Source organism: Pseudomonas sp. DCA-1 (assembly GCF_046523955.1).
In the GTDB taxonomy this organism is placed as follows: domain Bacteria; phylum Pseudomonadota; class Gammaproteobacteria; order Pseudomonadales; family Pseudomonadaceae; genus Aquipseudomonas; species Aquipseudomonas putida_Y.
On record NZ_CP169881.1, the window covers coordinates 5,935,329 to 5,962,106 of the forward strand.

General features: G+C 56.6%; 26 protein-coding genes. 1 reads left to right on the forward strand and 25 read right to left on the reverse strand.

From position 1 onward, the window contains the following. Positions 1-28: 28 nt before the first annotated feature. Positions 29-652 (reverse strand): hypothetical protein, encoded by a 624-nt coding sequence (locus ACE4QZ_RS27810; protein ID WP_410480270.1) that lies wholly within the window; start codon positions 650-652, stop codon positions 29-31. Beyond that, positions 649-1,608 (reverse strand): hypothetical protein, encoded by a 960-nt coding sequence (locus ACE4QZ_RS27815; protein ID WP_279934828.1) that lies wholly within the window; start codon positions 1,606-1,608, stop codon positions 649-651. Before ACE4QZ_RS27815 ends, ACE4QZ_RS27810 begins: the two co-directional genes overlap by 4 nt. A gap of 677 nt (positions 1,609-2,285) precedes the next feature. On the opposite strand from ACE4QZ_RS27815, the gene ACE4QZ_RS27820 reads away from it, so the two are divergent. Beyond that, entirely contained in the window at positions 2,286-3,881 is a 1,596-nt protein-coding gene (locus ACE4QZ_RS27820; protein ID WP_279934827.1) for a TnsD family Tn7-like transposition protein, read from the forward strand. Positions 3,882-4,155: 274 nt separating this feature from the next. Here ACE4QZ_RS27820 and ACE4QZ_RS27825 read toward each other — a convergent pair whose 3' ends face one another. From ACE4QZ_RS27825 to rpmH, 23 genes are all read right to left on the reverse strand, one after another. Continuing rightward, positions 4,156-4,422 (reverse strand): MbcA/ParS/Xre antitoxin family protein, encoded by a 267-nt coding sequence (locus ACE4QZ_RS27825; RefSeq protein ID WP_279934826.1) that lies wholly within the window; start codon positions 4,420-4,422, stop codon positions 4,156-4,158. A 40-nt stretch (positions 4,423-4,462) separates the two neighbouring features. Continuing rightward, positions 4,463-5,641, reverse strand: a complete 1,179-nt coding sequence (locus ACE4QZ_RS27830; RefSeq protein ID WP_279934825.1) for a hypothetical protein — start codon at positions 5,639-5,641, stop codon at positions 4,463-4,465. 159 nt (positions 5,642-5,800) lie between these two features. Beyond that, positions 5,801-7,636, reverse strand: a complete 1,836-nt coding sequence (gene glmS / locus ACE4QZ_RS27835; protein WP_021785307.1) for a glutamine--fructose-6-phosphate transaminase (isomerizing) — start codon at positions 7,634-7,636, stop codon at positions 5,801-5,803. A 3-nt stretch (positions 7,637-7,639) separates the two neighbouring features. Beyond that, entirely contained in the window at positions 7,640-8,416 is a 777-nt protein-coding gene (locus ACE4QZ_RS27840) for a DeoR/GlpR family DNA-binding transcription regulator (protein ID WP_003253204.1), read from the reverse strand. A 189-nt stretch (positions 8,417-8,605) separates the two neighbouring features. Next, positions 8,606-9,973, reverse strand: a complete 1,368-nt coding sequence (glmU, locus tag ACE4QZ_RS27845; RefSeq protein WP_021785308.1) for a bifunctional UDP-N-acetylglucosamine diphosphorylase/glucosamine-1-phosphate N-acetyltransferase GlmU — start codon at positions 9,971-9,973, stop codon at positions 8,606-8,608. 119 nt (positions 9,974-10,092) lie between these two features. Beyond that, positions 10,093-10,512: a F0F1 ATP synthase subunit epsilon gene (locus ACE4QZ_RS27850; protein ID WP_021785309.1), complete on the reverse strand. Its 420-nt coding sequence runs from the start codon at positions 10,510-10,512 to the stop codon at positions 10,093-10,095. A 43-nt stretch (positions 10,513-10,555) separates the two neighbouring features. Further along, positions 10,556-11,932 carry a F0F1 ATP synthase subunit beta gene (gene atpD, locus ACE4QZ_RS27855; RefSeq protein WP_003253197.1) on the reverse strand — a complete coding sequence of 459 codons (1,377 nt, stop codon included), beginning with the start codon at positions 11,930-11,932 and terminating at the stop codon, positions 10,556-10,558. 27 nt (positions 11,933-11,959) lie between these two features. Continuing rightward, positions 11,960-12,820, reverse strand: coding sequence for a F0F1 ATP synthase subunit gamma (gene atpG, locus ACE4QZ_RS27860; protein ID WP_003253195.1), 861 nt, complete (start codon positions 12,818-12,820; stop codon positions 11,960-11,962). Between the two features lie 48 nt (positions 12,821-12,868). After that, positions 12,869-14,413: a F0F1 ATP synthase subunit alpha gene (gene atpA, locus ACE4QZ_RS27865; protein WP_021785310.1), complete on the reverse strand. Its 1,545-nt coding sequence runs from the start codon at positions 14,411-14,413 to the stop codon at positions 12,869-12,871. Positions 14,414-14,434: 21 nt separating this feature from the next. After that, complete coding sequence (locus ACE4QZ_RS27870; protein ID WP_003253191.1) at positions 14,435-14,971, reverse strand: F0F1 ATP synthase subunit delta; 537 nt, start codon at positions 14,969-14,971, stop codon at positions 14,435-14,437. A gap of 12 nt (positions 14,972-14,983) precedes the next feature. Next, the gene (locus tag ACE4QZ_RS27875) at positions 14,984-15,454 is read right to left on the reverse strand and encodes a F0F1 ATP synthase subunit B (protein WP_010955888.1); all 471 of its coding nucleotides are present in this window, start codon (positions 15,452-15,454) and stop codon (positions 14,984-14,986) included. Positions 15,455-15,510: 56 nt separating this feature from the next. Continuing rightward, positions 15,511-15,768: a F0F1 ATP synthase subunit C gene (atpE, locus tag ACE4QZ_RS27880; RefSeq protein WP_003097235.1), complete on the reverse strand. Its 258-nt coding sequence runs from the start codon at positions 15,766-15,768 to the stop codon at positions 15,511-15,513. A 144-nt stretch (positions 15,769-15,912) separates the two neighbouring features. Continuing rightward, entirely contained in the window at positions 15,913-16,782 is an 870-nt protein-coding gene (gene atpB / locus ACE4QZ_RS27885; protein WP_003253188.1) for a F0F1 ATP synthase subunit A, read from the reverse strand. Positions 16,783-16,798: 16 nt separating this feature from the next. Beyond that, positions 16,799-17,206 (reverse strand): F0F1 ATP synthase subunit I, encoded by a 408-nt coding sequence (locus ACE4QZ_RS27890; RefSeq protein WP_008092225.1) that lies wholly within the window; start codon positions 17,204-17,206, stop codon positions 16,799-16,801. A gap of 149 nt (positions 17,207-17,355) precedes the next feature. Further along, positions 17,356-18,228 carry a ParB/RepB/Spo0J family partition protein gene (locus ACE4QZ_RS27895; RefSeq protein ID WP_003253185.1) on the reverse strand — a complete coding sequence of 291 codons (873 nt, stop codon included), beginning with the start codon at positions 18,226-18,228 and terminating at the stop codon, positions 17,356-17,358. A 9-nt stretch (positions 18,229-18,237) separates the two neighbouring features. Next, positions 18,238-19,029, reverse strand: a complete 792-nt coding sequence (locus ACE4QZ_RS27900) for a ParA family protein (protein WP_003253182.1) — start codon at positions 19,027-19,029, stop codon at positions 18,238-18,240. A gap of 18 nt (positions 19,030-19,047) precedes the next feature. Next, a complete protein-coding gene (gene rsmG / locus ACE4QZ_RS27905) occupies positions 19,048-19,698 on the reverse strand; it encodes a 16S rRNA (guanine(527)-N(7))-methyltransferase RsmG (RefSeq protein WP_021785311.1) in 651 nt (216 codons plus the stop codon). Further along, a complete protein-coding gene (gene mnmG, locus ACE4QZ_RS27910; protein ID WP_031322773.1) occupies positions 19,695-21,587 on the reverse strand; it encodes a tRNA uridine-5-carboxymethylaminomethyl(34) synthesis enzyme MnmG in 1,893 nt (630 codons plus the stop codon). Before mnmG ends, rsmG begins: the two co-directional genes overlap by 4 nt. A 635-nt stretch (positions 21,588-22,222) precedes the next feature. Continuing rightward, a complete protein-coding gene (mnmE, locus tag ACE4QZ_RS27915; protein WP_021785313.1) occupies positions 22,223-23,593 on the reverse strand; it encodes a tRNA uridine-5-carboxymethylaminomethyl(34) synthesis GTPase MnmE in 1,371 nt (456 codons plus the stop codon). 87 nt (positions 23,594-23,680) lie between these two features. Further along, positions 23,681-25,363 carry a membrane protein insertase YidC gene (yidC, locus tag ACE4QZ_RS27920; RefSeq protein WP_021785314.1) on the reverse strand — a complete coding sequence of 561 codons (1,683 nt, stop codon included), beginning with the start codon at positions 25,361-25,363 and terminating at the stop codon, positions 23,681-23,683. A 2-nt stretch (positions 25,364-25,365) separates the two neighbouring features. Next, positions 25,366-25,611, reverse strand: coding sequence for a membrane protein insertion efficiency factor YidD (gene yidD, locus ACE4QZ_RS27925; protein WP_003253169.1), 246 nt, complete (start codon positions 25,609-25,611; stop codon positions 25,366-25,368). Beyond that, positions 25,604-26,008 (reverse strand): ribonuclease P protein component, encoded by a 405-nt coding sequence (gene rnpA / locus ACE4QZ_RS27930; protein WP_003253166.1) that lies wholly within the window; start codon positions 26,006-26,008, stop codon positions 25,604-25,606. The genes yidD and rnpA overlap by 8 nt, the downstream gene beginning before the upstream one ends. A 13-nt stretch (positions 26,009-26,021) precedes the next feature. Beyond that, positions 26,022-26,156, reverse strand: coding sequence for a 50S ribosomal protein L34 (gene rpmH, locus ACE4QZ_RS27935; protein WP_003253163.1), 135 nt, complete (start codon positions 26,154-26,156; stop codon positions 26,022-26,024). Positions 26,157-26,778: the final 622 nt, after the last annotated feature.

Below are 26,778 nucleotides of genomic sequence, written 5' to 3' on the forward strand. Positions count from 1 at the left end.
TGGGCCTCATTATGAGGCTTGGAGGTGTCTACGAAACCAGGGGCGATTCACAACGATGTCCATGCCTTCTACCCTTGCGGGAGGGACGGCCAAGCTTTTTTTTGTGACTAGGCCCTTCACGATTCCAGGCTCCGATACGGTGAAGGTTGGGCATTAGGGACCATTTGTTCTGCCCAAACACCACATAGGTATAAAACCAGAGTCTTACCCGGGCAGCATTCTGATGAGGTCGCAGGGTCTTAGCGTGAGCGTTGATGAATGCGTCTGGCTTATCACTGGCGAGAACCTCAGCTTGTCGTTTGATCAAGCTTGAGATAGCTGCGAAGCGATTGTTGACCTTTTGTTCATAGCTCTCTTTGTTCGAGCTCCGACGATTCTCCAGGTAGTCGATACCCATACCCTCTATAGGTTTCAGCCAAGGTGGAGAGGAATCTGCCTGGCCATCCTCCTGTAGCCATCCATTCTCAACCGCCTCTTCAAAATCGATGCGGGATAGCTGAACCAGATGCGTTTCTATCCGCTTACCATCTTCTCTGAACTCGATCAGACGAACTCGATTTCGCGCTCCATCACTGGCCAGGAAGTGATAGACAGTGCTCTGCGTGAGGTTGAGAAAACCCTCCGGGGCGATGATCCGTGATCCCGCTCTCACGGTGCCGACTCTTCAAAAAATGAGCTGAACTCATGAAGCAAATCGCATCCGCCGGTGACGAGCGGTCGATCAATCAGGATAGGTTCGCTAAAATCGACGAGAAGCTTACGGTCCCAGATATCCTGATAAATCTTTGCGATGAACTGGTCGCGCAACCCCCACCGCGCACCGTATTCGATCGCCAAATAGGCGACAGGAGTGCCAACCTTCACCGCATCCACCACTTCACCACTGAAATCATCCAGCAAGGCCGTCTCAAGGGTGAAATCTAGGTCATGCATGCAAAACAGAAGATCCAGGTTCGCTTGGATCGTGGGCGTTACCATATCGCGCGAAACCTCAACAGTTCTGATGCCGCCGCTGGCGTAGTAACGCCGTTCCAGCTCACCCCTGAGCTCGGCATGCTCACGATCCTCCCGTTGTTGAACAAGGGTCTTCGGCGATGTGCTTCTGCGCTCACGGAATGCTTCAGCCCGATCCTTAACTGTCCAGTTGACAGCGTAAGGTTGTCCTCGGTTATTCAGCAGGTACAGTAGAAGATCCCCTTGGTAGGGGTACGGGACTCTATGTCTGCCGCTCTCATCTTCCACTACGATGTCATAGTGCTTAAAACCGATCTCCCCCGCGATTTCGACAGTACCGCGCAGAGGCGGCGGAAAAGTCCCTTTCGTCAGCGGATGCCCTCGTAGGGGATGACCTGCATTAATCGGCCAGAGCATTTTCTGCTCATGCATCTCAAACAAATCAGGGTGGTAGAGAGCTAATTGTGCGAACACCTTCTCTGGCCACGAAAGGAGATGAAGCGTCCGTCCCAGCCTTTGGCTGTGCAGCCGGCTGATGCGCGACCCCTTTGGCGCCTCTCGGGGAACCGCCAGCGTAGACGGTACATATTCCCCGCCCCACTTGAACCGGCTCTGCCGGCTCATGATCAGGGCAAATCTTTCCTGCGGTTTCATCCAAGCATTCCAGTCTCATCAGGATTTCTATGGACATGCGTGTTGGGGATAACAACAAGCATGCCCACGAAACCCTTATCCTGCGGGCAGGCAACCGCGCGTCCAGCTGTGGATAACGCGGTGCTTCTTGTGGATGAGCGAAGCCGTGCGAGACTTGACGTCTCACATGCATGGGATAGACAATGGATGCGTCAGGCTGCTTATCTGACTTATCCACAGGGGCCCAAGGTCGCACTTGGGCCTTTGTCTAACTGACTTCTAGCTCTCTCGTTTGGCTAGCTGACATCAGAAATTCGTTCGATACATCTACCTTAGGCGTGGTCTGCGCCGGTGCGAACCCTTGCCACCAGCGAGCCTTGATTCAGGCTTAGGTCGGACAAGGCATTCTTCGCTACGAGATTGGTTAAAAGAATATGTTAACGCCGGCTGTTCCTAGCTGACAACAAGTTTGCGCACCAATCACCTAACTCCTCAAAATCGCCCAACAATCAAATTTCCGCTTATACGGTGCGCACACAGGATTCCGGTCCTATCCCAGGTCCAGGGCAATGCACGCCGCCCCCAGCAGGTGCCCTAGGTTATTTACCTGAAATCTAAGAAAGATTTTTTAATAACTCAAAGAACTTTCCGCACGAAAGAATTAGGGTTTATTTTGAGTTTCTTTGGAACTCACCCACATGAACCTCACCGGCAGGCAGATTCCATTCCTTCACTGGTTACCGGACGAAAGCTTTTACAGTATCTGTAGCCGCCAACATATTTTCTTGGGAAACCAATCCCCGGAAGAAACGCTGAATTTTCTTTTTGGAGCCAGCGCCAAATCGTTCACGCATGACCTTCCAAATAACATCAACTTTCTAAATGAAGGAGCAAAATCCGCTTGGGGTAATTCAGAGGAAATTATTTGTAAGCACACCATTGCGCCCGTATTCTTTCCATTCCAGTCATTTGAGCATATTGAAGATTTCAAAGATGCAATGCGAGGCCCATCATTGGGGTCTTTAAAATACAGACTGGGACTTGTAACTGGTAAGTTTGGCGGAGAGCACCCGTTGAAGGCTTGTCTGAAATGCATGAGAGCTGATCGATCAACCTTCGGGACCACGTACTGGCATCTATCCCATCAGATCCCTGGTGTAATCGTATGCCCTATACATGGTTCTCTTCTCATGGAATCTACCGAGAATAGACAGTGGTCGAGGCGCTATCAGTGGCTGCTTCCAGATCAAGGCTCGCTACTAACGAGGGGCCAAACTTCCATAGACCCTTCAACGCTAACAGCACTACAGACAATGTCCGACTCAGCAGTGGCTCTCTGCAAAATGGGCACCAGTGCCCACTTTGATCCGGTGACGGTTGCCCAGGTCTACAAAGAGGCTTTCAGTAAGCTGGGGACTTCGCGGAAAGCGCGCGAATCCGCTGCTGACTGCTTTGCACAATGTTGTTCAGAGCTTCAACCATTCCCACCTTTCACCGCGTTAGGCTGCTCGCGGCGGTGGGCAATAGGGTTCATTTCTCAAATGAGACGCAAGCCGCGCGGTTACTGCCATCCGCTGAAGCATTTGACTTTAATTTGGTGGCTATTCGGGAAGGTGGAGTCATTCGTGGACGCCTATAAGCAGTATGCGAATGATCTGCAAGCTCCGAACAATGGGTGTTATAGCCAATTAATGCTTGCCCCAAATTCTGACAACGCGTCGTCAAATGTCAAAAGACAGCCTGGAGCACCAAAACCCAAAAAACTATTCAATGGTTTGAAAGAGGAAATCTTGAATGCAATGGTATCTGGCCTCAGTAAGGAAGAAGCCTGCTCACGTTTTAACCTATCTATTAGCACGGTAAATCGACTGCTCCGCTCAAATCCAGCCCATAAACTGCTTATCATAAATAATAGCTTCCACATTCTGTGTGAAGAGCAGCGGTCGGCATGGCTTTCTATTACGAATCAGCACCCGAGCGCCAGCGCAAATACTATCAAAAAGCTAATTCCAAACGTATATGCATGGCTATATCGAAACGATCGGTCATGGCTGATGTTGCAGACAAAGAATCGCCCAAGCGGTCGGAGCGGAAATCATGTTGCGGTGGATTGGGAGGCCCGCGATGAAAAACTATATAGTTTGGTTAAGAAGGTCTTGGAAAATCCCACCACTGATCTGCAGATAATCCGTAAACGTGATCTGTATCAAATCGTGCCTAATCTCTTTTCTTCGCTGCAGCAGAAATCTCACTACCCCAAGACTAGACTGCTAGTTTTCCAAGCTTTTCCTTAATCATTTTTACTAATAGAGTGCTGTGACAGTATCAAAGCAAGCTCACAGCGTGAGCTGCCGATCTCTGTAAATTCCTCTCGTTAGGACAAGCTTTAGCTTACCCGTATATTAAATCCTAGTACTTACAAGATCGTAAACATCAATGCTATAAACGCATATAGCTCTGTCCGGTCAATTTAGTTCCACGCAAAATTGGTGTGCCCAACAGCGTGGCCAAGCGTCTGACCCGTAGGGGCCCCTGGAGGGTCACCCAACAACCGGGCGCCACTCTGAGTCAGCAATAAACGCCATGCTCAATCCTCACCAGCAACACGCGGACCTGACGATAGCCATCCGACTCCAGCAGCAGGCTGTAGGGCGTACGTTTTCCTAAGCCGAGCGCAGGCCGCGTCAGCCATTCAGCCGCTAGGCGCTCATCGCCGAGAACGTAGGCCGCCTGGCCCAGAACCTGTCTGCGACGCGCAGCGAAACAACGGTACTGACTGCTCCAGCAATGGTTAGGTGTGGGAGAACAAGGACCGAGCAGGTCAATCGAAAGCATACTGTCTCCGTTACCATGCCAACACAATCTAAGGGTAACCTTACTGCAAGACGTGGTCACACGCGCCGGAGCTGGATGACTGGTAGCCTAGCGGGGATATAGGCCTGGCCACTGGAGCCCAACCGGTCGCCCCCAGTCGAGGAACGGCTGGGAGTGCAGCCTTCACCCGCTCGGGCTGCAATTGATGCCCCTTGCGGCGAGGATAAGGAAGGTTACAGCAGAGATAAATTTGTGGTCGAGCATAATATAGGTATGGATACCCTAAGTAACCTACGATATCACTGCACATCCATGAGCTTGAGCCAAGACGATAATCCTCTTCTACAAAGTGATCAAAGCCACCACTGCGAACAGTATAAGTACTCCAAAATGAATCGATGGGTAACCGAGTAGGCTCTAGATTCAATAGATCATCTAAAAATTGCGAAAAGCTTTCGTAAACGATTGACAATAATTCAAGCAGCGCGTAAGTCCGACCTCCAGACACTATATATTCGCTGCTTTTACGATCGCTCGACTCAATTTTCAATGCAATGCTCTCTATATCTTGTCTGAGTTCTTGATCCAAAACTGAGCAATCGAAATTTTTGAGCTTCTCTGTAAAAAGAAGCGAGGCCGTTTCCGCGGGGAGATGATGCTCAATCGAGCAAATTTTTTCGAAGAACTGTGCAAGCCGCAGAGCGAGGGGATCCTCGTTCACCGTAGGCTCAGCATCACCAAGGCTACGGCCGGCGCAGCCCTCCCACATCACCCGGCCAAGGTGCCCATCGCGCGAGAAAGGCTTATCACAGAATTGGCAGCAAGTAAGCAATTTTACGTCGTGCTTGGCGCAGACTTCTAAACTATGGTGGAGACGTCTCCAGTATGAGTAACCTATTCGCAGGATGTCTTCTTTCACACACAGTGGGCAGTAGGATCTCGTATTCGTGAGAGAATCTATATAGTTAAAAGAGATGAAGCTGCTCCCGGAGTACGATAAATCTCTTTTATTTTTTATAACGCTACTGAAAGGGAAGGAAGTATGCAAATGCAACAATTTATTGTAGCCGTAACAACCATGCCAACCCAAAAGGTCTGCAATGGACTTTACTACCCAGCCACTCCAGTGAACAAAATGAAGACCTTTAAGAATATCTAATTCATTACTTTTCAGGCCAAGGTAAATGTGTCGTTCAACATACGAACGAAGAGATTCATCAGGCTGGATTCTCAACAGCATACTTGGCCGGTCCATAGCTGAAGGGGGCAGGGTTGGGCGAGGGGGCAGTGCTCGCAGGAGCGGAGGAGAGAGGTCTCACCGGCTCCTGCGACAGTTTTAATTATCCTGCGACAGTTTTAATTCTCTAAATCCACAAGTTGATCAACACCTGACTACCCATTACTCGACAGTCACCGACTTGGCCAGATTACGCGGCTGGTCAACGTCGGTCCCCTTGAGCACGGCCACGTAATAAGACAGCAATTGCAGCGGAATGGTGTACAGGATTGGCGCCAGGGCATCGGCAATGTGCGGCACCTTGATCACGTGGGTGCCTTCGCCATTGGTCATGCCAGCGTGCTCGTCGGCGAACACTACCAGCTCGCCACCACGGGCACGCACTTCCTGCAGGTTGGACTTCAGCTTCTCCAGCAGTTCGTTGTTCGGTGCAACGGTAACCACCGGCATGTCGTTGTCCACCAGAGCCAGCGGGCCGTGCTTCAACTCGCCTGCTGGGTAAGCTTCGGCGTGGATGTAGGAGATTTCTTTAAGCTTGAGAGCACCTTCCATCGCCACCGGGTACTGCGCGCCGCGGCCGAGGAACAGGGTATGGTGCTTGTCGGCGAACAGCTCGGCAATTTTCTCGACGGTGGCATCCATGGCCAGGGCTTCGCCCAGGCGGGTTGGCAGTCGACGCAGCTCTTCAACCAGCTCAGCTTCGACACCGGCTTCCAGCGTACCGCGCACCTGACCCAGGGCCAGGGTCAGCAGCATCAGCGAAACCAGCTGGGTGGTGAACGCTTTGGTCGAAGCCACGCCGATTTCAGGGCCGGCCAAGGTCAGCAGGGTCAAGTCCGACTCGCGTACAAGCGAGCTGATACCCACGTTGCAGATCGCCAGGCTGCCAAGGAAACCCAACTCCTTGGCGTTGCGCAGTGCGGCCAAGGTATCGGCGGTTTCGCCGGACTGCGAGATGGAGACGAACAGCGTGTCCGGCTGCACCACCACCTTGCGGTAACGGAACTCGCTGGCCACTTCCACCTGGCAAGGGATGCCGGCCAGGCTTTCCAGCCAGTAACGCGCAACCATACCGGCGTGGTAGCTAGTGCCACAGGCAACGATCTGCACGTTGCGCACCTTGGCAAACAGGTCGGCAGCTTGCGGGCCAAAGGCCTGCACCAGCACGTTGTCCTTGCCCAGGCGGCCTTCAAGCGTGCGCTGAACAACGCTTGGCTGCTCGTGAATTTCCTTGAGCATGAAGTGGCGGTAAGCGCCCTTGTCAGCAGCCTCGGCACCTTCGTGATACTGCACGGTTTCGCGCTGGACCTTGTTGCCCTCCTGGTCCCAGATAGAGACCTGATCACGGCGGATTTCAGCGATGTCGCCTTCTTCCAGGTACATGAAGCGGTCAGTAACCTGACGCAGCGCCAGCTGGTCGGACGCCAGGAAGTTCTCGCCAAGGCCCAGGCCGATTACCAGCGGGCTGCCACTGCGTGCGGCGACCAGGCGGTCCGGCTGCTTGGCACTGATCAGCGCCAGGCCGTAAGCACCATGCAGGCGCTTCACCGCCGCCTTCAGGGCGTCGGTCAGGTCTGGAATGCTCTTCAAGGTGTGGTGGATCAGGTGGACGATGACTTCGGTATCGGTCTGCGAAGTGAAGACATAGCCCAGCCCCTTCAGCTCTTCGCGCAGCTCTTCGTGGTTTTCGATGATGCCGTTGTGCACCACGGCCACGTCATTGCCCGAGAAGTGCGGGTGGGCGTTGCCTTCAGTCGGCGCGCCGTGGGTAGCCCAACGGGTGTGGGCAATACCCAACTGGCCTGCCAACGGCTCATCAGCAACAGCAACCTCCAGCTCGCTGACCTTGCCGATGCGGCGGCGGCGCTGCAGTTCACCGGTCTGGGTGAGTACAGCCAAACCGGCGCTGTCGTAACCGCGGTATTCAAGACGCTTGAGGCCTTCGATCAGGATGGCTGTGATATTACGCTCGGCGACAGCACCAACGATTCCACACATGTTTTATTGCTCCTGGCTGATCGCGGCGCAGATCAGGTTGATGCCGCGGGCTTGAATTTGTTCGCGCGCTGCTGCTGGCAGGCGTTCATCTGTAATAAGGGTGTGTACGCTGCCCCAGGGCAGCTCGAGGTTAGGGATCTTGCGCCCCACCTTGTCCGACTCGACCATCACGATCACTTCACGGGCAACTTCGGCCATGACCCGGCTCAGCCCAAGCAGTTCGTTGAAGGTAGTGGTACCCCGGCCGAGGTCGATGCCGTCGGCACCGATGAATAATTGGTCGAAATCGTAGGAGCGCAGTACCTGCTCCGCGACCTGGCCCTGGAACGATTCAGAATGCGGGTCCCAGGTGCCACCGGTCATCAGCAGCACCGGCTCGTGTTCGAGGTCGCAGATTGCACGGGCCACATTGAGCGAATTGGTCATCACCACCAGGCCTGGCTGGCGCCCCAGCTCGGGGATCATTGCCGCCGTGGTACTGCCGCTGTCGATGATAATGCGCGCATGTTCACGGATTCGCCCTACGGCGGCACGCGCAATGGCCTTTTTATAAGAAGAGACGGGTTGTGCCGGTTCACCGAGCAACTCTTGCGGCACCGGCACCGCACCACCGTAGCGGCGTAACAACAAGCCGTTGGTTTCCAAGGCGGCAAGGTCTTTGCGAATAGTCACTTCCGAGGTGGCGAAACGCTTGGCCAACGCGTCCACACTTACCTCGCCCTGCTCGCTGAGCAAAGCCAGAATATTGTGTCGCCGTTGTGGTGTGTTTCGTTTCGACATGTGCGTTTAAGTTTCGATTCGAAAGTTAATGGTTGCAATCAAAACCTAAGACGAGCGATCCGTCAAGCTGTCGTTGACCTGTGGATAGTTTGCCTCTGCTTTGACGCGGTCCTTTATGCGCGGCAGCGCCAATAAAAAAGCCGACTTATTCACATAAGTCGGCTTTCGATCGAAACGGCTGTGAATAACTCAGCTCTTCTTGATCTTCTCAGGGCGCTTCCAGCCCGAAATGTTGCGCTGGCGTGCACGAGCTACAGCCAGGTCACCGGCTTCTACAACCTGGGTGATGGTCGAGCCGGCTGCGGTGGTCGCGCCGGCTTTGATTTCCACAGGCGCCACCAGCGAGTTGTTCGAACCGATGAACACGTCTTCACCCATCACGGTCTTGAACTTGTTGGCGCCATCGTAGTTGCAGGTGATGGTGCCGGCGCCGATATTGGTGCGCGCACCGATTTCGGCATCACCCAGGTAGGTCAGGTGACCAGCCTTGGCCCCTTCACCCAGGTGGGCGTTTTTCAGTTCAACGAAGTTACCCACATGGGCCTTGGCGTCCAGTACGCTGCCCGGGCGCAGGCGAGCAAACGGGCCTGCATCGCTGCCTTCTCCCATCACGGCGCCTTCGAGGTGGCTATTGGCCTTGACCACCGCGCCTTTGCGCAGGGTCGTGTTCTTGATCACGCAGTTAGGGCCGATCTGCACATCGTCTTCGATGACCACCTTGCCTTCGAGAATCACGTTGATGTCGATCAGCACGTCACGACCAACGCTTACTTCACCACGAACATCGAAGCGTGCCGGGTCACGCAGGGTAACCCCCTGAGCCATCAGACGGCGGCCTTCACGCAACTGGTAGTGACGCTCCAGCTCGGACAGCTGGCGGCGGTCGTTGGCGCCCTGCACTTCCATAGGGTCGTGCGGCTGTTCAGTTGCCACCACCAAGCCATCGGCCACTGCCATGGCAATTACATCGGTCAGGTAATACTCGCCCTGAGCGTTGTTGTTCGACAGGCGGCCCATCCAGTCGGCAAGGCGCGCGGCTGGCAGTGCCAGAATTCCGGTGTTGCCTTCCTTGATAGCTTTTTGCGCGTCGTTGGCGTCCTTGTGCTCAACGATGGCAGTTACCTTGCCCTGCTCGTCACGCACGATCCGGCCATAGCCGGTCGGATCATCGAGGGTGACTGTAAGCAGTCCCAGTTGCTGATCGTTGGCCTTCGCCAACAGACGCTGCAGGGTCTCCACTTCGATCAACGGCACGTCGCCGTACAACACCAGCACAGTGTCAGCGGTCAGCGCCGGCAGTGCCTGGGCAACAGCATGACCGGTACCCAGCTGTTTATCCTGCATCACGAAATTCAGGTCGTCAGCGGCCAGGCGCTCGCGAACCAGTTCGGCACCATGGCCAATGACCACATGAATACCTTGCGGCTGAAGTTGGCGCGCGCTGTGGATAACATGGCCGAGCATGGAATTGCCAGCTACCGGGTGCAACACTTTGGGCAGCGCCGAGCGCATGCGGGTGCCTTGGCCGGCGGCGAGAATAACGATATCGAGTGACATTACTGGCTACCAATCCTGGGCGGTCAGTGAAAGACCGTGGGGAGAAAACAGAAAAAGAAAAAGGGTAGCCGAGGCTACCCTTTTACTCAATCGCAACAGCAGTTATCAGCCTTGGCCGATTACTTGCCTCTGCGCATTTGCTGGACGGTACGCAGCTGAGCTGCGGCCTCGGCCAGACGTGCGGCGGCGGCACTGTAGTCGAAGTCCGCGCCTTTCAGATTCAGGGCGTTCTCGGCGGCCTTGAGGGCCTCCTGAGCCTGAGCTTCATCCAGGTCTGTAGCACGTTGCACGGTATCGGCAAGCACCTTGACCATGTTCGGCTGAACCTCGAGGAAACCACCAGAGATGTAGAACACCTCTTGTGCGCCACCCTGCTTGGTCAGCGTGATCGGACCAGGCTTGAGATTGGTGATCAGCGGCGCATGGCCTGGAGCGATACCAAGATCACCCAGGTTACCGTGCGCAACCACCATCTCGACCAGGCCGGAGAAGATCTCTCCTTCCGCGCTGACGATATCGCAATGGACTGTCATAGCCATCTGCTTGCCTCAACCTGATAGCGCCCCTTGCGGGGCGCAGGAATTACAGTTTCTTGGCTTTCTCGATCGCTTCGTCGATGCTGCCGACCATGTAGAACGCTTGTTCTGGCAGGTGGTCGTAGTCACCTTTGAGGATGCCGCTGAAGCCAGCGATGGTGTCTTTCAGGGAAACGTACTTGCCTGGCGAACCGGTGAAGACTTCTGCCACGAAGAACGGCTGCGACAGGAAGCGCTGGATCTTACGAGCGCGGGCTACCAGTTGCTTGTCGGCTTCGGACAGTTCGTCCATACCCAGGATCGCAATGATGTCCTTCAGCTCTTTGTAGCGCTGCAGAACATACTGAACGCCACGAGCGGTCTCGTAGTGCTCGTTGCCGATCACGTTCGGGTCCAGCTGGCGCGAAGTCGAGTCCAGTGGGTCGACCGCTGGGTAGATACCCAGGGAGGCGATGTCACGAGACAGAACGACGGTGGCGTCCAAGTGGGCGAAGGTGGTCGCTGGCGACGGGTCGGTCAAGTCGTCCGCAGGTACATATACGGCCTGTACCGAGGTGATCGAACCTTCCTTGGTGGAGGTGATGCGCTCTTGCAGAACGCCCATCTCTTCAGCCAGGGTCGGCTGGTAACCTACTGCCGAAGGCATACGGCCCAGCAGTGCGGATACTTCGGTACCGGCCAGGGTGTAACGATAGATGTTGTCGACGAACAGCAGAACGTCGTTACCTTCGTCACGGAACTTCTCAGCCATGGTCAGGCCGGTCAGCGCTACACGCAGACGGTTTCCTGGTGGCTCGTTCATCTGACCGTAGACCAGCGCTACCTTGTCGAGAACGTTGGAGTCCTTCATCTCGTGGTAGAAGTCGTTACCCTCACGAGTACGCTCACCCACACCAGCGAACACGGAGTAACCGCTGTGTTCCATGGCGATGTTACGGATCAGTTCCATCATGTTTACGGTCTTGCCGACACCGGCACCACCGAACAGACCAACCTTACCACCCTTGGCGAACGGGCAAACCAGGTCGATAACCTTGATGCCGGTTTCCAGCAGGTCGTTGCCGCCTGCCTGGTCAGCGAACGAAGGCGCTGGCTGGTGGATACCGCGACGCTCTTCTTCGCCGATCGGGCCGGCTTCGTCGATCGGGTTGCCCAGTACGTCCATGATACGGCCCAGGGTGGCCTTACCAACTGGAACGGAAATGGCAGCGCCGGTGTCGACGACATCCAGACCGCGCTTCAGGCCTTCGGTCGAGCCCATCGCAATGGTACGAACCACGCCGTCGCCCAGCTGCTGCTGAACTTCCAGGGTGGTTTCCGCGCCTTGTACTTTAAGCGCGTTGTATACACTCGGCACGACGTCGCGTGGGAATTCCACGTCGATGACGGCGCCGATGATTTGAACGATACGTCCGCTACTCATAGCTGGATCCTCTGAATATGTGAACCGTTAAACCGCGGCAGCGCCGCCGACGATTTCCGAGATCTCCTGGGTGATCGCAGCCTGACGCGCCTTGTTGTAGATCAACTGAAGCTCTTTGATCAAATCACCGGCGTTGTCTGTGGCGTTCTTCATGGCGATCATCCGGGCCGCTTGTTCAGCAGCGTTGTTCTCGACCACCGCCTGGTATACCTGCGACTCCACGTAACGCACCATCAAGCCGTCCAGCAGCTCTTTTGCGTCGGGTTCGTACAGGTAGTCCCAGTGATGCTTGAGATCCTGATCCGGGGTTGCCACCAACGGTACCAATTGCTCGACCGTCGGCTTCTGGGTCATGGTATTGATGAACTTGTTCGAAACCACCGAGAGGCGATCGATACGGCCGTCCAGGTAGGCGTCCAGCATCACTTTGACGGAGCCGATCAGATCGTTGATCGATGGCTCTTCGCCCAAATGGCTGATCGCTGCTACGACGTTGCCGCCAAAGATGCGGAAGAAAGTCGCACCCTTGCTGCCGATCACGCACAGGTCGATTTCCACGCCCTGTTCGCGGTTTGCGCTCATGTCCTTGACCAGGGCCTTGAACAGGTTGGTGTTCAAGCCACCGCACAGACCACGGTCACTGCTCACCACGATATAACCGGCGCGCTTTACAGGGCGCTCGATCATGAACGGGTGGCGGTATTCCGGGTTGGCGTTGGCCAGATGACCGATCACCTGGCGGATACGTTCCGCGTAAGGACGGCTAGCAGCCATGCGCATTTGTGCCTTGCGCATCTTGCTGACCGCCACTTTCTCCATGGCGCTGGTAATTTTTTGCGTGCTTTTGATGCTCGCAATCTTACTGCGAATCTCTTTTGCGCCTGCCATGTATCACCTATCAGGTTAGCAAGCGGGGGCCTGAGCCCCCGCTGCGGCTTACCAGGTCTGGGTGGCCTTGAACTTCTCGATACCGGCTTTCAGGCCTGCGTCGATTTCGTCGTTGAAGTCACCCTTCACGTTGATCTTCGCCATCAGTTCAGCGTGATCACGGTTGAAGAAGGCGATCAGTGCTTGCTCGAAGCTGCCGATCTTGGAGACCTCTACGTCGGTCAGGAAGCCACGCTCAGCGGCGTACAGCGACAGAGCCATGTCCGCAATGGACATCGGCGCGTACTGCTTCTGCTTCATCAGCTCGGTAACGCGCTGACCATGCTCCAGCTGCTTGCGGGTCGCTTCGTCCAGATCGGACGCGAACTGGGCGAATGCAGCCAGTTCACGGTACTGAGCCAGAGCGGTACGAATACCACCGGACAGCTTCTTGATGATCTTGGTCTGAGCGGCACCACCTACACGGGATACCGAAACACCGGCGTTCACTGCAGGGCGGATGCCCGAGTTGAACATGGCCGATTCCAGGAAGATCTGACCGTCGGTGATGGAAATCACGTTGGTCGGAACGAACGCAGAAACGTCGCCAGCCTGGGTTTCGATGATCGGCAGAGCGGTCAGGGAACCGGTTTTGCCAGTGACAGCACCGTTGGTGAACTTCTCGACGTACTCTTCCGAAACGCGCGATGCACGCTCCAGCAGACGGGAGTGGAGATAGAACACGTCGCCTGGGTATGCTTCGCGTCCTGGTGGACGGCGCAGCAGCAGGGAGATCTGACGGTAGGCAACGGCCTGCTTGGACAGGTCATCGTAAACGATCAGTGCGTCTTCACCGCGGTCGCGGAAGAACTCGCCCATGGTGCAACCGGCGTATGGCGCCAGGAATTGCAGTGCGGCGGATTCCGAAGCACTGGCAACAACCACGATGGTGTTGGCCAGGGCGCCGTTTTCTTCCAGCTTGCGAACGATGTTGGCAACGGTGGAACGCTTCTGACCTACAGCAACATAAACACAGAAAATACCGGAGTCTTTCTGGTTGATGATGGCGTCGATGGCCATGGCGGTCTTGCCGATCTGACGGTCGCCAATGATCAGCTCACGCTGGCCACGGCCGACAGGGATCATGGCGTCGACGGATTTGTAACCAGTCTGTACAGGCTGGTCTACCGACTTACGCCAGATCACGCCTGGAGCAACTTTCTCGACTGCGTCGGTCTCGGTGTTGCCCAGAGGACCTTTGCCATCGATAGGGTTGCCCAGTGCGTCGACGACGCGACCCAGCAGTTCCTTACCAACCGGAACTTCCAGGATGCGGCCGGTGCACTTGGCGCTCATGCCTTCGGCGAGGGTGTCATATGCACCCAGGATCACTGCACCTACGGAGTCTTGCTCCAGGTTCAGGGCCATGCCGTAGACGCCACCAGGGAACTCGATCATTTCGCCGTACATGACGTCGGCCAGACCGTGGATCCGCACGATACCGTCGGATACCGAAACAACGGTACCTTCGTTACGGGCTTGGGAGCTCACATCGAGGTTATCGATGCGGCCCTTGATGATTTCACTAATTTCGGAAGGATTGAGTTGCTGCATTGCTCTGCTGCCCCTTCAAACTCAAGATTTCAATGCTTCGGCCAGTTTCGCGATTTTGCCGCGAACAGAGCCATCGATTACCAGGTCACCGGCGCGGATGACGACGCCGCCAATCAGGCTGGCATCCTCCGACGCGTGCAGGCGCACTTCCTGGCCTAACCGTGCACTGAGAACCTTGGCGAGTTTGTCTTGCTGTTCTTGGTTCAACGCGAAGGCACTGGTGACTTCCACGTCCACGGATTTCTCTTGCTCGGCCTTGTACAGGTCGAACAGGGCGGCAATCTCCGGCAGAAGCAGGAGACGGTCGTTTTCCGCGGCAACATGAATGAAATTCTGTGCCTGTGCATTGAACTTGTCACCGCACACGTCAATGAACGTGGCGGCCTTTTCTGCGCTCGTCAGTCGCGGGGCCTTGAGCAGGCGCTGCATGGTGTCGTCTTGCGACACCGCAGCAGCCAGGCCGAGCATGGCTGACCAATTGGCCAGTTGCTGATGGGCCTGGGCATGCTCAAAGGCAGCCTTAGCGTAAGGTCGGGCCAACGTGGTCAGTTCTGCCATGATCGCCCTCGCTTAAATTTCAGCGGCCAGTTTGTTAACCAGCTCCGCATGCGCGTTTTGATCGATTGTGGCGCCAAGGATCTTTTCAGCACCACCAACGGCCAGAGCACCCACTTGGGCACGCAGGGCGTCTTTAGCGCTGTTCAGTTCCTGTTCGATCTCGGCCAGAGCCTGAGCCTTCACACGGTCAGCTTCGACGCGAGCCTGTTCACGGGCTTCGTCGACAAGCTGAGCAGCGCGTTTCTTGCTTTGCTCGATGATTTCGGCTGCCTGTGCTTTAGCTTCACGCAGTTGCTGACCCGCTTTCTCTTGGGCCAGCTCCAGGTCGCGAGCTGCGCGGTTGGCAGCGTCCAAGCCGTCGGCAATCTTCTTTTGGCGCTCTTGCAGGGCAGTGATGACCGGAGGCCATACATACTTCATGCAGAAGAGTACAAAAATCAGGAAAGCAACGGATTGGCCAATCAGGGTTGCATTAATGTTCACGCCAACACCTCGCTCGGTCTTAATTCATACAGCCATCAACTCGTGGTGACGAGTGATTAGCCGGCGATCTGACCAACGAACGGATTCGCGAAGGTGAAGAACAGAGCGATACCAACACCGATCATGGTTACGGCGTCGAGCAGACCGGCAACGATGAACATTTTGACCTGCAGCATCGGAACCATTTCTGGCTGACGAGCAGCGCCTTCCAGGAACTTGCCACCCAGCAGGCCGAAACCAATGGCGGTACCCAGAGCACCCAGGCCGATCAGCAGAGCAACAGCGATAGCGGTCAGACCAACTACAGTTTCCATCTTTCCTCCCGACTTTTACGTCGTATTGGTTAGGTTTTTAGTTTGAAGCGGTAAAACAAATCGTTTGGTACAGCATGCCCTTGCGGACTTTTTAAGCCCTCCCCCCGTACAGGCAGGGAAGGCTATCAGACACGCCAGGCGGTCTTAATGGTTATCTTCGTGAGCCATCGACAGGTAGACGATGGTCAGCATCATGAAGATGAAAGCTTGCAGGGTGATGATCAGGATGTGGAACACAGCCCACGCCCATTGCAGCACCACACCCAGGCCGCTGAGCCACAGCAGGCCGGAGCCGAACATTACAGCGATCAGGATGAACACCAGCTCGCCAGCATACATGTTGCCGAACAGACGCAGTGCCAACGAGATCGGCTTGGCGATCAGGGTGACGAATTCCAGCAGGAAGTTGACAGGAATCAGCAGGATCTGCACGAAGATATTCTTGCTGCCAAACGGGTGCAGGGTCAGCTCACCGATGAAGCCGCCCAGTCCCTTGACCTTGATGCTGTAGAAGATGATCAGGGCGAAGACGCAGAAGGCCATTGCCAGGGTCGCGTTCGGGTCGGTGGTCGACACGGCGCGGAACGGAATGTGCGGGTCACCGGAAATCAGGATGGCCAGCTGAGGAATCCAGTCGACCGGTACCAGGTCGACGGCGTTCATCAGGAATACCCAGACGAAAATGGTCAGCGCCAGCGGTGCGATTACCGGGCTACGGCCGTGGAAGGAGTCCTTCACGCTGCCGTTGACGAAGTCGACCATCACTTCAACGAAGTTCTGCAGACCGCCAGGTTGGCCGGAAGTCGCCTTCTTGGCCGCCATGCGGAAGATCAACAGGAAGATCAGACCCAGCGCGACGGACCAACCCAGGGTGTCCAGGTGGAACGCCCAGAAGCCCATTGCCTTGGCTTCTGCAGCCGAATGGGCGAAGCCCCAGCTGCCGTCTGGTAGTTGACCGTAGGTCAGGTTCTGCAAGTGGTGCTGGATATAGCCCGAAGCGGTTTCTGCTGCCATGGTTGCCTCAAACGCCCTAAGGTCTCGAAAGTCTTTTATTCATCAGCAGGGGCGCGAACCAGCTGACCAAAAGGGTCAACACGAAGACGCCGAATACTGCTAACGGCGCCAGTGGCTTCACTCCTGCAAAGGTCAGTGCAAAAAGCACTGCCGTCAAAATCATCTTGCCTGCCTCGCCCGCGTAAAACGACTTGACGATAGCTTGTGCCGCCCGAGCCCCGCTGAAGCGAAAAGCCTTCCAGGCGAAATACACATTGGGCAGCCAGGCAATCAAACCTCCGCAAAGGCCTGAATATCCACTGACCGCCCCTTTCCACTGCCACAACACCAAGGTTGCCAGCAGCAGTACGACAAATTGAGCCAGCAGTACCGGAAAAACCGCCCAGCGATGGAAAGGCAGGCGGTTTGGCGTGCGTATTTCCATCACAACTGCTCCTCGGAAGTCGACCAACAAGTCAGCTATGACTTGGCATAATTTGTGCCGACAAAATGCGCGCAGAGTATAGGGGTGGATTAACCCCTATTCAACTCTTCGGTAGTGATTTCCGACTTCGCGCTACAACAGGAATTGTTTCAGCGGATGTGAGCGAGCACGCCTTGCAACTCGTCAAGCGAGTTGTAGCGAATAACCAACTGGCCTTTGCCCTTGTTGCCATGACGAATCTGTACGGCCGAGCCCAGGCGCTCTGCGAGCCGCTGTTCAAGCCGTGCGATATCCGGATCAGGTTTGCTCGGTTCGACCGGATCAGGCTTGTCGCTGAGCCACTGACGGACCAGTGCCTCGGTTTGGCGCACGGTGAGGCCACGTGCGACAACATGACGCGCCCCCTCCTCCTGACGATTTTCATCCAGGCCGAGCAATGCACGGGCGTGCCCCATCTCCAGGTCACCGTGGGCGAGCATGGTCTTGATCGCATCGGGCAGGGTAATGAGGCGCAGCAGGTTGGCCACGGTCACCCGCGACTTGCCCACAGCGTCAGCCACCTGCTGCTGGGTGAGCTCGAACTCCTGTTGCAGGCGCTGCAGGGCCATGGCCTCTTCCAGTGGGTTGAGGTCTTCGCGCTGGATGTTCTCGATCAATGCCATGGCGATGGCGGCTTCGTCGGGCACTTCACGGACCATGGCCGGGATCGTGTCCAGACCGGCCTGCTGGGTGGCGCGCCAACGGCGCTCACCGGCGATGATCTCGTATCGGTTGTCGCCAATCGGGCGTACCACGATCGGTTGCATCACACCATGGTTGCGAATCGAGTGCGCAAGCTCTTCCAGCGCCTCCGGGTCCATGTCACGGCGAGGTTGATACTTGCCACGCTGGACCAGCTCGACCGGCAGGTGTTGCAGTTCTTTCTGGTCGATCTTCACAGCCTGCTCTTCGAGCGCGCTGACGGAAGGACCACTGAGCAGTGCATCCAACCCACGTCCGAGACCCCGTTTCTTGACGGCCATACGGATTCCTTAAGTTGTTTGTGCAGTGCGTGATGGACGGCGTTGACGGCGTACCAGTTCCCCAGCCAGGGCCAGGTAAGCCAGCGCGCCCCGCGATTGCTTGTCGTAAGCAAGGGCCGGCATGCCGAAGCTGGGGGCCTCGGCCAAGCGAATGTTGCGCGGAATGACCGTGTCGTAAAGCTGAGGGCCAAAGTGCTCCTTCAACTGCGCCGAAACATCGTTGTTCAGGCTCAGGCGCGGATCGTACATGGTCCGCAGCAGGCCCTCGATCTTCAACTCCGGGTTCAACCGGGCGGCGATGCGCTTGATGTTATCCACAAGGTCGCTGAGACCTTCCAGTGCGTAATACTCGCACTGCATGGGGATAATTACGCCATCGGAAGCGACCAGCGCATTGAGCGTAAGCATCGACAGCGACGGCGGGCAGTCGATGAGGATGTAGTCGTAGTTATCGCGGATAGGCGCCAGCGCGTTGCGCAGACGGCTCTCCTTGACCTGCATTTCCAGCAGCACCACCTCAGCGGCGGTCAGGTCGCGGTTGGCCGGCAGCAACTGGAAGCCTCCGTGCTCGGAGTAGTGCATAGCCTGGGCCAAGTCGCACTCCCCGATCAGCAGGTCGTAGACCGAATGCTCGAGCTCGTGCTTGTCCACACCGCTGCCCATGGTGGCGTTGCCCTGCGGATCGAGGTCGATCAGCAGGACACGACGCTTGGTCGCAGCCAGCGAGGCGGCGAGATTGATACAGGTGGTTGTCTTGCCCACACCACCTTTCTGGTTCGCGATTGCGAATACCTTAGCCATTGTTGCGAGTGTTCCCAGTCATGCCTTGCGGCGCAGTATCAGCAGATGGCGCTGGCCCTGGCAACCCGGAACGGTCAGGGCCTGTTCGCTTTCCACTGTGAAGTCTGCGGGCAATGCTACCAGTTCATCGGCAGGATGCAGCCCCTTCATTGCAAGCCATTGCGTCCCGGTGTCGCCCAAGTGGCGGGTCCAGTTGGTGAAGTTCTCCATGCTGCTGAAGGCGCGGGAGATGATTCCGTCGAACGGTTGTGCCGGCTGGAAGGCCTCGACCCGGCTGTGGATAACCGTGAGGTTGTCCAGCCTGAGTTCCATTTTCACCTGTGTCAGGAAACGGGTTTTCTTGCCATTGGCGTCCAGCACGGTGACGCGCTTGTGTGGATGCAGGATAGCCAGCGGAATGCCGGGCATGCCACCGCCGCTGCCAACATCCAGCCAGTTTTCACGGTCGTTGTGGATAAAAGACATGACGCTAAGGCTGTCGAGCAAATGACGCGAAACCATCTCGTCCGGGTCGCGCACGGCAGTCAGGTTGTAGGCTTTGTTCCATTTGATCAACAGAGCCAGGTAGCCAAGCAGCTTCTCGTGCTGCTCGGCAGTCAGCTCGACACCAAGCTGGCGCGCACCTGTGGACAACTCTTCAGCGTGTTGAGGGGTGACCAGGGAACTCAAGCGCTTTGCTCCAATTCGCGGCCAGCGCCGCGTTTTTTCAAGTGAATCAGCAACAGGGAAATCGCCGCCGGGGTCACACCCGGGATACGCGAAGCCTGGCCCAGCGTCTCCGGACGGGTCTGGCTCAGCTTGCCCTGTATCTCCTTGGACAGGCCGGAAATCGTCGTGTAGTCGATATCCACAGGCAGGCGTGTGTCTTCGCTGGCGCGCAGTCGGGCAATTTCATCCTGCTGGCGGTCGATGTAGCCGGCGTACTTGGTGCGGATCTCGACCTGCTCGGCAACCTGTGGATCGATTACGTCACCGCCAGTCGCTTCGATCAGGCCGGCGTAGTCGATTTCCGGGCGCGCCAGCAGGTTGAGCAAGCTGTACTCGTGGCTCAACGGAGTGCCGAATTTATCCACAATGGCCTGGCCTTGCTCGGTATTCGGCCGAACCCAGGTCGATTTCAGGCGCTGTTCCTCACGCTCGATACCGTCGCGCTTGGCGCAGAACGCGGCCCAGCGCTGGTCATCGATCAGGCCCAGTTCACGGCCCTTTTCGGTCAGGCGCAGGTCGGCGTTGTCTTCGCGCAGGATCAGGCGGTACTCGGCGCGCGAAGTGAACATGCGGTACGGCTCCTGAGTACCCAAGGTGATCAGGTCGTCGACCAGCACACCGATGTACGCTTCATCGCGGCGCGGGCACCAGCTGTCGCGACCTTGCGCACGCAGTGCAGCGTTGGTCCCGGCCAACAGACCTTGGGCACCGGCTTCTTCGTAACCGGTGGTGCCGTTGATCTGCCCGGCGAAGAACAGGCCGCCGATGACTTTGGTCTCGAGGCTGTACTTGAGGTCACGGGGATCGAAGTAGTCGTATTCGATGGCATAGCCCGGGCGCACGATGTGGGCGTTTTCCATGCCGCGGATCGAACGGACCAGCTCCAGTTGCACGTCGAACGGCAGCGAAGTGGAAATACCATTGGGGTACAGCTCATGGGTGTTCAGGCCTTCCGGCTCAATGAACACCTGGTGGCTTTCCTTGTCGGCGAAGCGGTGGATCTTGTCTTCGATCGACGGACAGTAGCGCGGACCGACACCTTCGATCACGCCCGAGTACATCGGTGAGCGGTCGAGGTTCGAGGCAATGATCTCGTGGGTGCGCGCATTGGTGTGGGTAATCCAGCAGCTCACCTGACGCGGGTGCATTTCGGCATTGCCCATGAACGACATCACCGGGATCGGCGTATCGCCTGGCTGTTCGGTCATTACCGAGAAATCCACAGAGCGGCCGTCGATGCGTGGCGGGGTACCGGTTTTCAGGCGGCCGACGCGCAGCGGAAGTTCACGCATGCGGTGGGCAAGGGCAATCGAAGGTGGATCACCGGCGCGACCACCGGAATGGTTTTGCAGACCAATGTGGATAAGGCCGCCGAGGAAGGTACCGGTAGTCAGTACCACCGATTCGGCAAAGAAACGCAGGCCCATCTGGGTCACCACGCCTTTGACCTGGTCCTGCTCGACGATCAGGTCGTCGCAGGACTGCTGGAATATCCACAGGTTTGGCTGGTTTTCCAGGATTTCACGCACCACTGCCTTGTAGATGGCGCGGTCGGCTTGTGCACGGGTGGCACGTACGGCCGGGCCCTTGCGGTTGTTCAGAACGCGGAACTGGATGCCGCTCTTGTCGGTGGCCAGCGCCATGGCGCCGCCGAGCGCATCGATCTCTTTGACCAGATGGCTTTTGCCAATACCACCGATGGCGGGGTTGCAGCTCATGTGACCGAGGGTTTCCACGTTATGGGTCAGCAGCAGGGTTTTTACACCCATGCGTGCAGACGCAAGCGCAGCCTCGGTACCGGCATGGCCGCCGCCGATGACGATCACGTCAAAACGGGAAGGGAAATCCACCACGCACCTCGTGCCTGTTTTTGCGAATAGAGAAGGTAAGCGGACAAGTATAGGGACTTCACCCCCAGTAAAGAAACCGTCTGAGCAAATTTTGACCAGTCTGTGGATGAGTGGCAGACAACAGAAATCAAAGATGAAGAATTTAAAAAAGCTTTGTTTTTATGTTTATTCTTATGCACAGGCTTTTCTGTGGATAAGGTCTTGAACCCCACGATTTCCGTTATGTAGAGAGAAATTAAACCCTGTGGCTGGAGTGCCATGAGGGCTATGGATAACGTCTTTTAGCCTGTGGATTAAATAGCTATTTACCCACAAGGGGGTTTTTCCTCAGAAAAAAAGCCTGCTTATCAACTGAGCTGAAGGCGAGTTTTCCACAGGGCTCCTGAGCACAGTTTTCACGCTGGGTAAGAAAAATTCATCGCGCAGGCGACCAGCCATGGTCAATGTTGGAGCGAGCGAGCCCGTGAAAAGGCCGGTACATACGCAGAGAATCAGTGCTTGCAAGGGCCTGTTCGGGGGCCCACCCGCTCCCACAGGTGCTTGGGTCATCGGCCTGCACTCATCTTCTGCAATGAATTTCAGGCAAAAAAAAGCCGCTCCCTAAGGAGCGGCGCTTGACCTTGCCTGGCTGTGGATTACTTGCCGATGCAGAAGCTGGAGAAAATCCGCCCAAGCAGGTCATCCGAGCTGAATGCTCCTGTGATTTCCCCCAGCGCATGCTGTGCCTGACGCAAGTCCTCAGCCAGAAGCTCTCCTGCACCCGCCAAGGTCAATTGTGCATGGCCGTGTTCCAGGTGCTCGCTAGCCTGGCGCAAGGCATCCAGATGGCGCCGGCGGGCGCTGAAGCCACTCTCTGCAGTCTGTTCGTAACCCATACAGCCCTTCAGATGGTCGCGTAGCAGTTGCAGCCCTGTGTCGTCGCCCTTGGCGCTTAGGGTGATCGTCACGTGGCCGTCATCGCACTGCTCCAGCGCCACCTGCTCCCCACTCAGGTCAGCCTTGTTGCGTATCAGAGTGACCTTTGCCGGGTCGGGTCGCTGGTCAAGAAACTCGGGCCACAAAGCGAACGGGTCGCTGGCCTCGGGCGCAGTGGAGTCGACCACCAGCAGAACACGGTCTGCCTCGCCAATGGCCTTCAGGGCGCGTTCCACACCGATCTTTTCCACATGGTCATCGGTATCGCGCAAACCGGCAGTATCGACAACGTGCAGCGGCATGCCGTCGATGTGGATATGTTCGCGCAAGATATCCCGCGTGGTGCCGGCGATGTCCGTGACGATGGCTGCTTCCCGTCCGGCCAGCTGGTTCAGCAAACTTGATTTACCGGCATTCGGCCGACCGGCAATGACTACCGTCATGCCGTCGCGCAGCAAGGCGCCCTGCCCGGCCTCGCGCTGCACAGTGGATAACTCGCTGCGCACAGCATCAAGCATCGACAGCACGTGGCCATCGGCAAGGAAGTCGATCTCTTCCTCAGGAAAATCGATCGCCGCCTCGACGTAAATACGCAGGGCAATCAACGCCTCGGTAAGGCTGTGCACACGCTTGGAGAATTCCCCTTGCAGCGAGCGCAAGGCGTTTCGCGCTGCCTGGCTGGAACTGGCCTCGATCAGATCGGCGATGGCTTCGGCCTGAGCCAGGTCGAGCTTGTCGTTGAGGAAGGCGCGCTCGCTGAATTCGCCCGGACGGGCCAGACGACAGCCGACTTGTACACAGCGCTGCAGCAGCATGTCCAGAACCACCGGGCCACCGTGCCCCTGCAGTTCCAGCACGTCCTCGCCAGTGAATGAATTAGGCCCGGGAAAGAACAGCGCAATCCCTTCGTCCAGCACCAGCCCCTCATCGTCGCGGAACGGGCCGTAATGGGCATGCCGCGGGGTCAGGGTGCGGCCGGTGATCAATTGGCCGGCCTTGGCAGCCAGAGGACCGGACAACCTGACAATACCCACACCACCACGGCCCTGAGCCGTGGCGATGGCGGCGATGGTTTCACGCACAATGTTCATGCTCGAAAGCCTCTACGACAAAACGACAGATAGCAAAAACGCCCCACTAGGGGGCGTTTTTTATTCACAGGCTAGCGTATTAGCCCGTCAAGCAGCAGCTTTTTTGGTAGCTGCTTCGATACGGCGAGTGATGTACCACTGCTGCGAAATCGACAGGCAGTTGTTCACAACCCAGTACAGCACCAGACCGGCAGGGAACCACAGGAAGAAGAAGGTGAAGATGATCGGCATCATTTTCATCACCTTGGCCTGCATCGGATCCGGCGGTGTAGGGTTCAGGCGCTGCTGGATGAACATGGTGGCGCCCATGATGATCGGCAGGATGAAGAACGGATCCTTGATCGACAGGTCGGTAATCCACAGGATCCATGGGGCCTGGCGCATTTCCACGCTTTCCAGCAATACCCAGTACAGGGCCAGGAATACCGGCATCTGCACCAGGATCGGCAGGCAGCCGCCCAGTGGGTTGATCTTCTCTTTCTTGTAAAGCTCCATCATCGCCTGGGACATCTTCTGGCGATCGTCACCGAAGCGTTCCTTGAGTGCGGCGAGCTTAGGTGCAACGGCACGCATACGCGCCATGGAGCGGTAGCTGGCAGCCGACAGCGGGAAGAACAGGCCTTTGATCAACATGGTCAGCACGATGATCGACCAGCCCCAGTTACCCAGCAGGCTGTGGATATGTTGCAGCAGCCAGAAGATCGGCTGGGCGATAAACCACAGGAAGCCGTAGTCGACGGTCAATTCCAGGCCTGGGGACAACTCTTTCAGCTTGGACTGGATCTTCGGACCGGCGTACAGCATGGCGCTGGTTTCGACCTTGCCGCCAGCCGGTACGCTGATAACCGGGCCGGTGTAACCGATGATGTAGTTGCCCTGGCTATCCTTGCGGGTCTGGACAACGTTGTTGTCCGACTTGGCTGGAATCCAGGCGGTCACGAAGTAGTGCTGCAGCCAGGCAACCCAGCCGCCGGACACATTTTCTTTCAAACTACCTTTGTCCATGTCCTTCATCGAGACCTTTTTGTAAGGCTCGGAAGCTGTCCACAGGGCGGCACCCAGGTAGGTAGCGGTACCGGTGGCAGTGCTGGAGGACGGATCGCCGCTGGCATCACGCTTGAGCTGGGCAAACATGTTGCCGCTCCACGCCTGGCTGCTCTGGTTGTCGATCAGATAGCTGACATTCAGGTCGTACTCACCACGCTTGAAGCTGAAACGCTTGATGTAGTTGACGCCGTTGTCACTGAACTTCAGGTCTACCACCAGTTGTTCCTGGCCGTCGGCCAGCTGGTAGCTTTTCTGTTCGGCGGCATACAGGGGGCGGCCGCTGGCGCGGGCATCCGGACCGTCGGTGCCGGTCAGACCGCTTTGTGCCAGGTAAACACGCTCACCACCGTTGTCGAACAACTGGAATGGAATGTTCGGGTGGTCTTGACGGCGCGGGTACTTCGGCAGGTTCAGCTGAACGATGTCACCACCGACCGGATCGATAGCCAGTTCCAGAACGTCGGTCTTGACTCGGATCAGGTCCTTGCTGAGTGCGACCGGTGCCAGTTCGGCAGGGCTCGATTCGGCGTTGGCGCTCGGTACATCGGCGCTGGCACCGTTGTTACCGGCCGGCACGCCATCGGGCAAGCCCGGAGCAACAGTGCTGGCAGCAGTATTCTGAGTCGGCAGGGCAGCCTGGCCGTAGTCATCGTTCCACTTCAGGACCATGACGTAGGACACGACTGCCAGCGCGGCGATCAGGATCGTGCGTTTAATATCCATGATTACTCGGCTATCGAAGAAGTTCGGGAGGAAGGAGCGGGTGGAACGGGGTCGAAACCGCCGTCATTCCACGGATGACAACGCCCCAGGCGACGAACGGCCAGCCACCCACCACGCCAGATGCCATGGTTTTCGATGGCTTCATACGCGTAACAGGAGCAACTGGGGAAAAACCGACAGTGATTGGCCATCAGAGGACTAATGGCATAACGGTAAAACTGGATCGGAACGAGTGCCAGTTTACGCATCTTGGCTGTCTACCCCTGCGGAATTGGCGGTTACTGCTGGTGTCGGCCGGCTGCGCGCCAGGCGTTTCCAGAGCTTGCCAAAGTGTTGGTGCAATTCCGGGTTTTCTATCTCACCCAATCCCTTGCGCGCGACGATCACGATGTCCAGGCCGGCAAGCAATTGCTGGTTCAGACGAAAGGAATCGCGCATCAAGCGCTTGAGGCGGTTGCGTTGAACGGCGAGCTTGACACTCTTCTTGCCGATTACCAAGCCAAGGCGTGGGTGATCGAGGCCGTTCTCGCGAGCAAGGATCAGCAGGTTTTTCCCTGGAACCTTGCCGGTTGGGGAGTCGAAGACCGCTTTGAAATGCCGGGGTGTAAGCAGTCGCTTTTCCCGACTGAAGTCCTGACTCACCACCTGTGCCGAAAAATCAAATGGCCAGACGCTTACGGCCTTTGGCACGACGACGCGACAGAACAGCACGGCCGTTCTTGGTAGCCATACGGGCACGGAAACCGTGGGTGCGGGCGCGCTTGATGGTGCTTGGTTGGAAAGTACGTTTCATGGCGTGTTACCTGGTTTGTCGACGACGGGCCGGGATGGCCCCCTTTTTAAGAGACCGGCGATTCTAGAGAAAGCAAGCCCATAGGTCAATTTCCAACCAGTCATTCCATATAGAGCTTGTGATGGACGGTGCCTCCTGGATCGTGCCAACGGGGTGCTTGATCGGACACCCGCATCGGGGACAACATGAAAAAAAAGAAGAGACATATAAAAAGCTTTTCTGAAGAACTTATAAATCTTAGGTGGATAACCTTCTGTGGATAACCATCCTTAGGCCATGAAATACGTGCTGTACAGAGTTTTACAACTTTGTTCTGAACCGGTGCTGCGGCTGTTCCCATCGTGAGCGAAAGCTGTGGATGAAAAGGCATGTTATCCACAGGTGAGTTATCAACAGGCTTGCGCCTGGGGTTGTGCATAGACCTCAGGCATGGTTATCCACAGACCTTATTCACAGAGCTGGAGCGCCGTTTTGGTCGATAAATGGCTGTTTTGTCATGGTTCCTAACGTGTCCACATGTGGATAAGTGAACGCTCGACCGGTACAATGGCGGTTTGTTTTTGCCTCATCCGGCTTTCAAACTCAGGGGATATCCGTGTCAGTGGAACTTTGGCAGCAGTGC

Bases quoted from the DNA above. Each gene is read 5' to 3' on its own strand.
- ACE4QZ_RS27815 (WP_279934828.1), bottom strand. From the start codon at position 1,608: ATGAAACCGCAGGAAAGATTTGCCCTGATCATGAGCCGGCAGAGCCGG.
- ACE4QZ_RS27820 (WP_279934827.1), top strand. From the start codon at position 2,286: ATGAACCTCACCGGCAGGCAGATTCCATTCCTTCACTGGTTACCGGAC.
- ACE4QZ_RS27825 (WP_279934826.1), bottom strand. From the start codon at position 4,422: ATGCTTTCGATTGACCTGCTCGGTCCTTGTTCTCCCACACCTAACCAT.
- ACE4QZ_RS27830 (WP_279934825.1), bottom strand. From the start codon at position 5,641: ATGCTGTTGAGAATCCAGCCTGATGAATCTCTTCGTTCGTATGTTGAA.
- glmS (WP_021785307.1), bottom strand. From the start codon at position 7,636: ATGTGTGGAATCGTTGGTGCTGTCGCCGAGCGTAATATCACAGCCATC.
- ACE4QZ_RS27840 (WP_003253204.1), bottom strand. From the start codon at position 8,416: ATGTCGAAACGAAACACACCACAACGGCGACACAATATTCTGGCTTTG.
- glmU (WP_021785308.1), bottom strand. From the start codon at position 9,973: ATGTCACTCGATATCGTTATTCTCGCCGCCGGCCAAGGCACCCGCATG.
- ACE4QZ_RS27850 (WP_021785309.1), bottom strand. From the start codon at position 10,512: ATGGCTATGACAGTCCATTGCGATATCGTCAGCGCGGAAGGAGAGATC.
- atpD (WP_003253197.1), bottom strand. From the start codon at position 11,932: ATGAGTAGCGGACGTATCGTTCAAATCATCGGCGCCGTCATCGACGTG.
- atpG (WP_003253195.1), bottom strand. From the start codon at position 12,820: ATGGCAGGCGCAAAAGAGATTCGCAGTAAGATTGCGAGCATCAAAAGC.
- atpA (WP_021785310.1), bottom strand. From the start codon at position 14,413: ATGCAGCAACTCAATCCTTCCGAAATTAGTGAAATCATCAAGGGCCGC.
- ACE4QZ_RS27870 (WP_003253191.1), bottom strand. From the start codon at position 14,971: ATGGCAGAACTGACCACGTTGGCCCGACCTTACGCTAAGGCTGCCTTT.
- atpE (WP_003097235.1), bottom strand. From the start codon at position 15,768: ATGGAAACTGTAGTTGGTCTGACCGCTATCGCTGTTGCTCTGCTGATC.
- atpB (WP_003253188.1), bottom strand. From the start codon at position 16,782: ATGGCAGCAGAAACCGCTTCGGGCTATATCCAGCACCACTTGCAGAAC.
- ACE4QZ_RS27890 (WP_008092225.1), bottom strand. From the start codon at position 17,206: ATGGAAATACGCACGCCAAACCGCCTGCCTTTCCATCGCTGGGCGGTT.
- ACE4QZ_RS27895 (WP_003253185.1), bottom strand. From the start codon at position 18,228: ATGGCCGTCAAGAAACGGGGTCTCGGACGTGGGTTGGATGCACTGCTC.
- ACE4QZ_RS27900 (WP_003253182.1), bottom strand. From the start codon at position 19,029: ATGGCTAAGGTATTCGCAATCGCGAACCAGAAAGGTGGTGTGGGCAAG.
- mnmE (WP_021785313.1), bottom strand. From the start codon at position 23,593: ATGAACATTGTGCGTGAAACCATCGCCGCCATCGCCACGGCTCAGGGC.
- yidC (WP_021785314.1), bottom strand. From the start codon at position 25,363: ATGGATATTAAACGCACGATCCTGATCGCCGCGCTGGCAGTCGTGTCC.
- yidD (WP_003253169.1), bottom strand. From the start codon at position 25,611: ATGCGTAAACTGGCACTCGTTCCGATCCAGTTTTACCGTTATGCCATT.
- rpmH (WP_003253163.1), bottom strand. From the start codon at position 26,156: ATGAAACGTACTTTCCAACCAAGCACCATCAAGCGCGCCCGCACCCAC.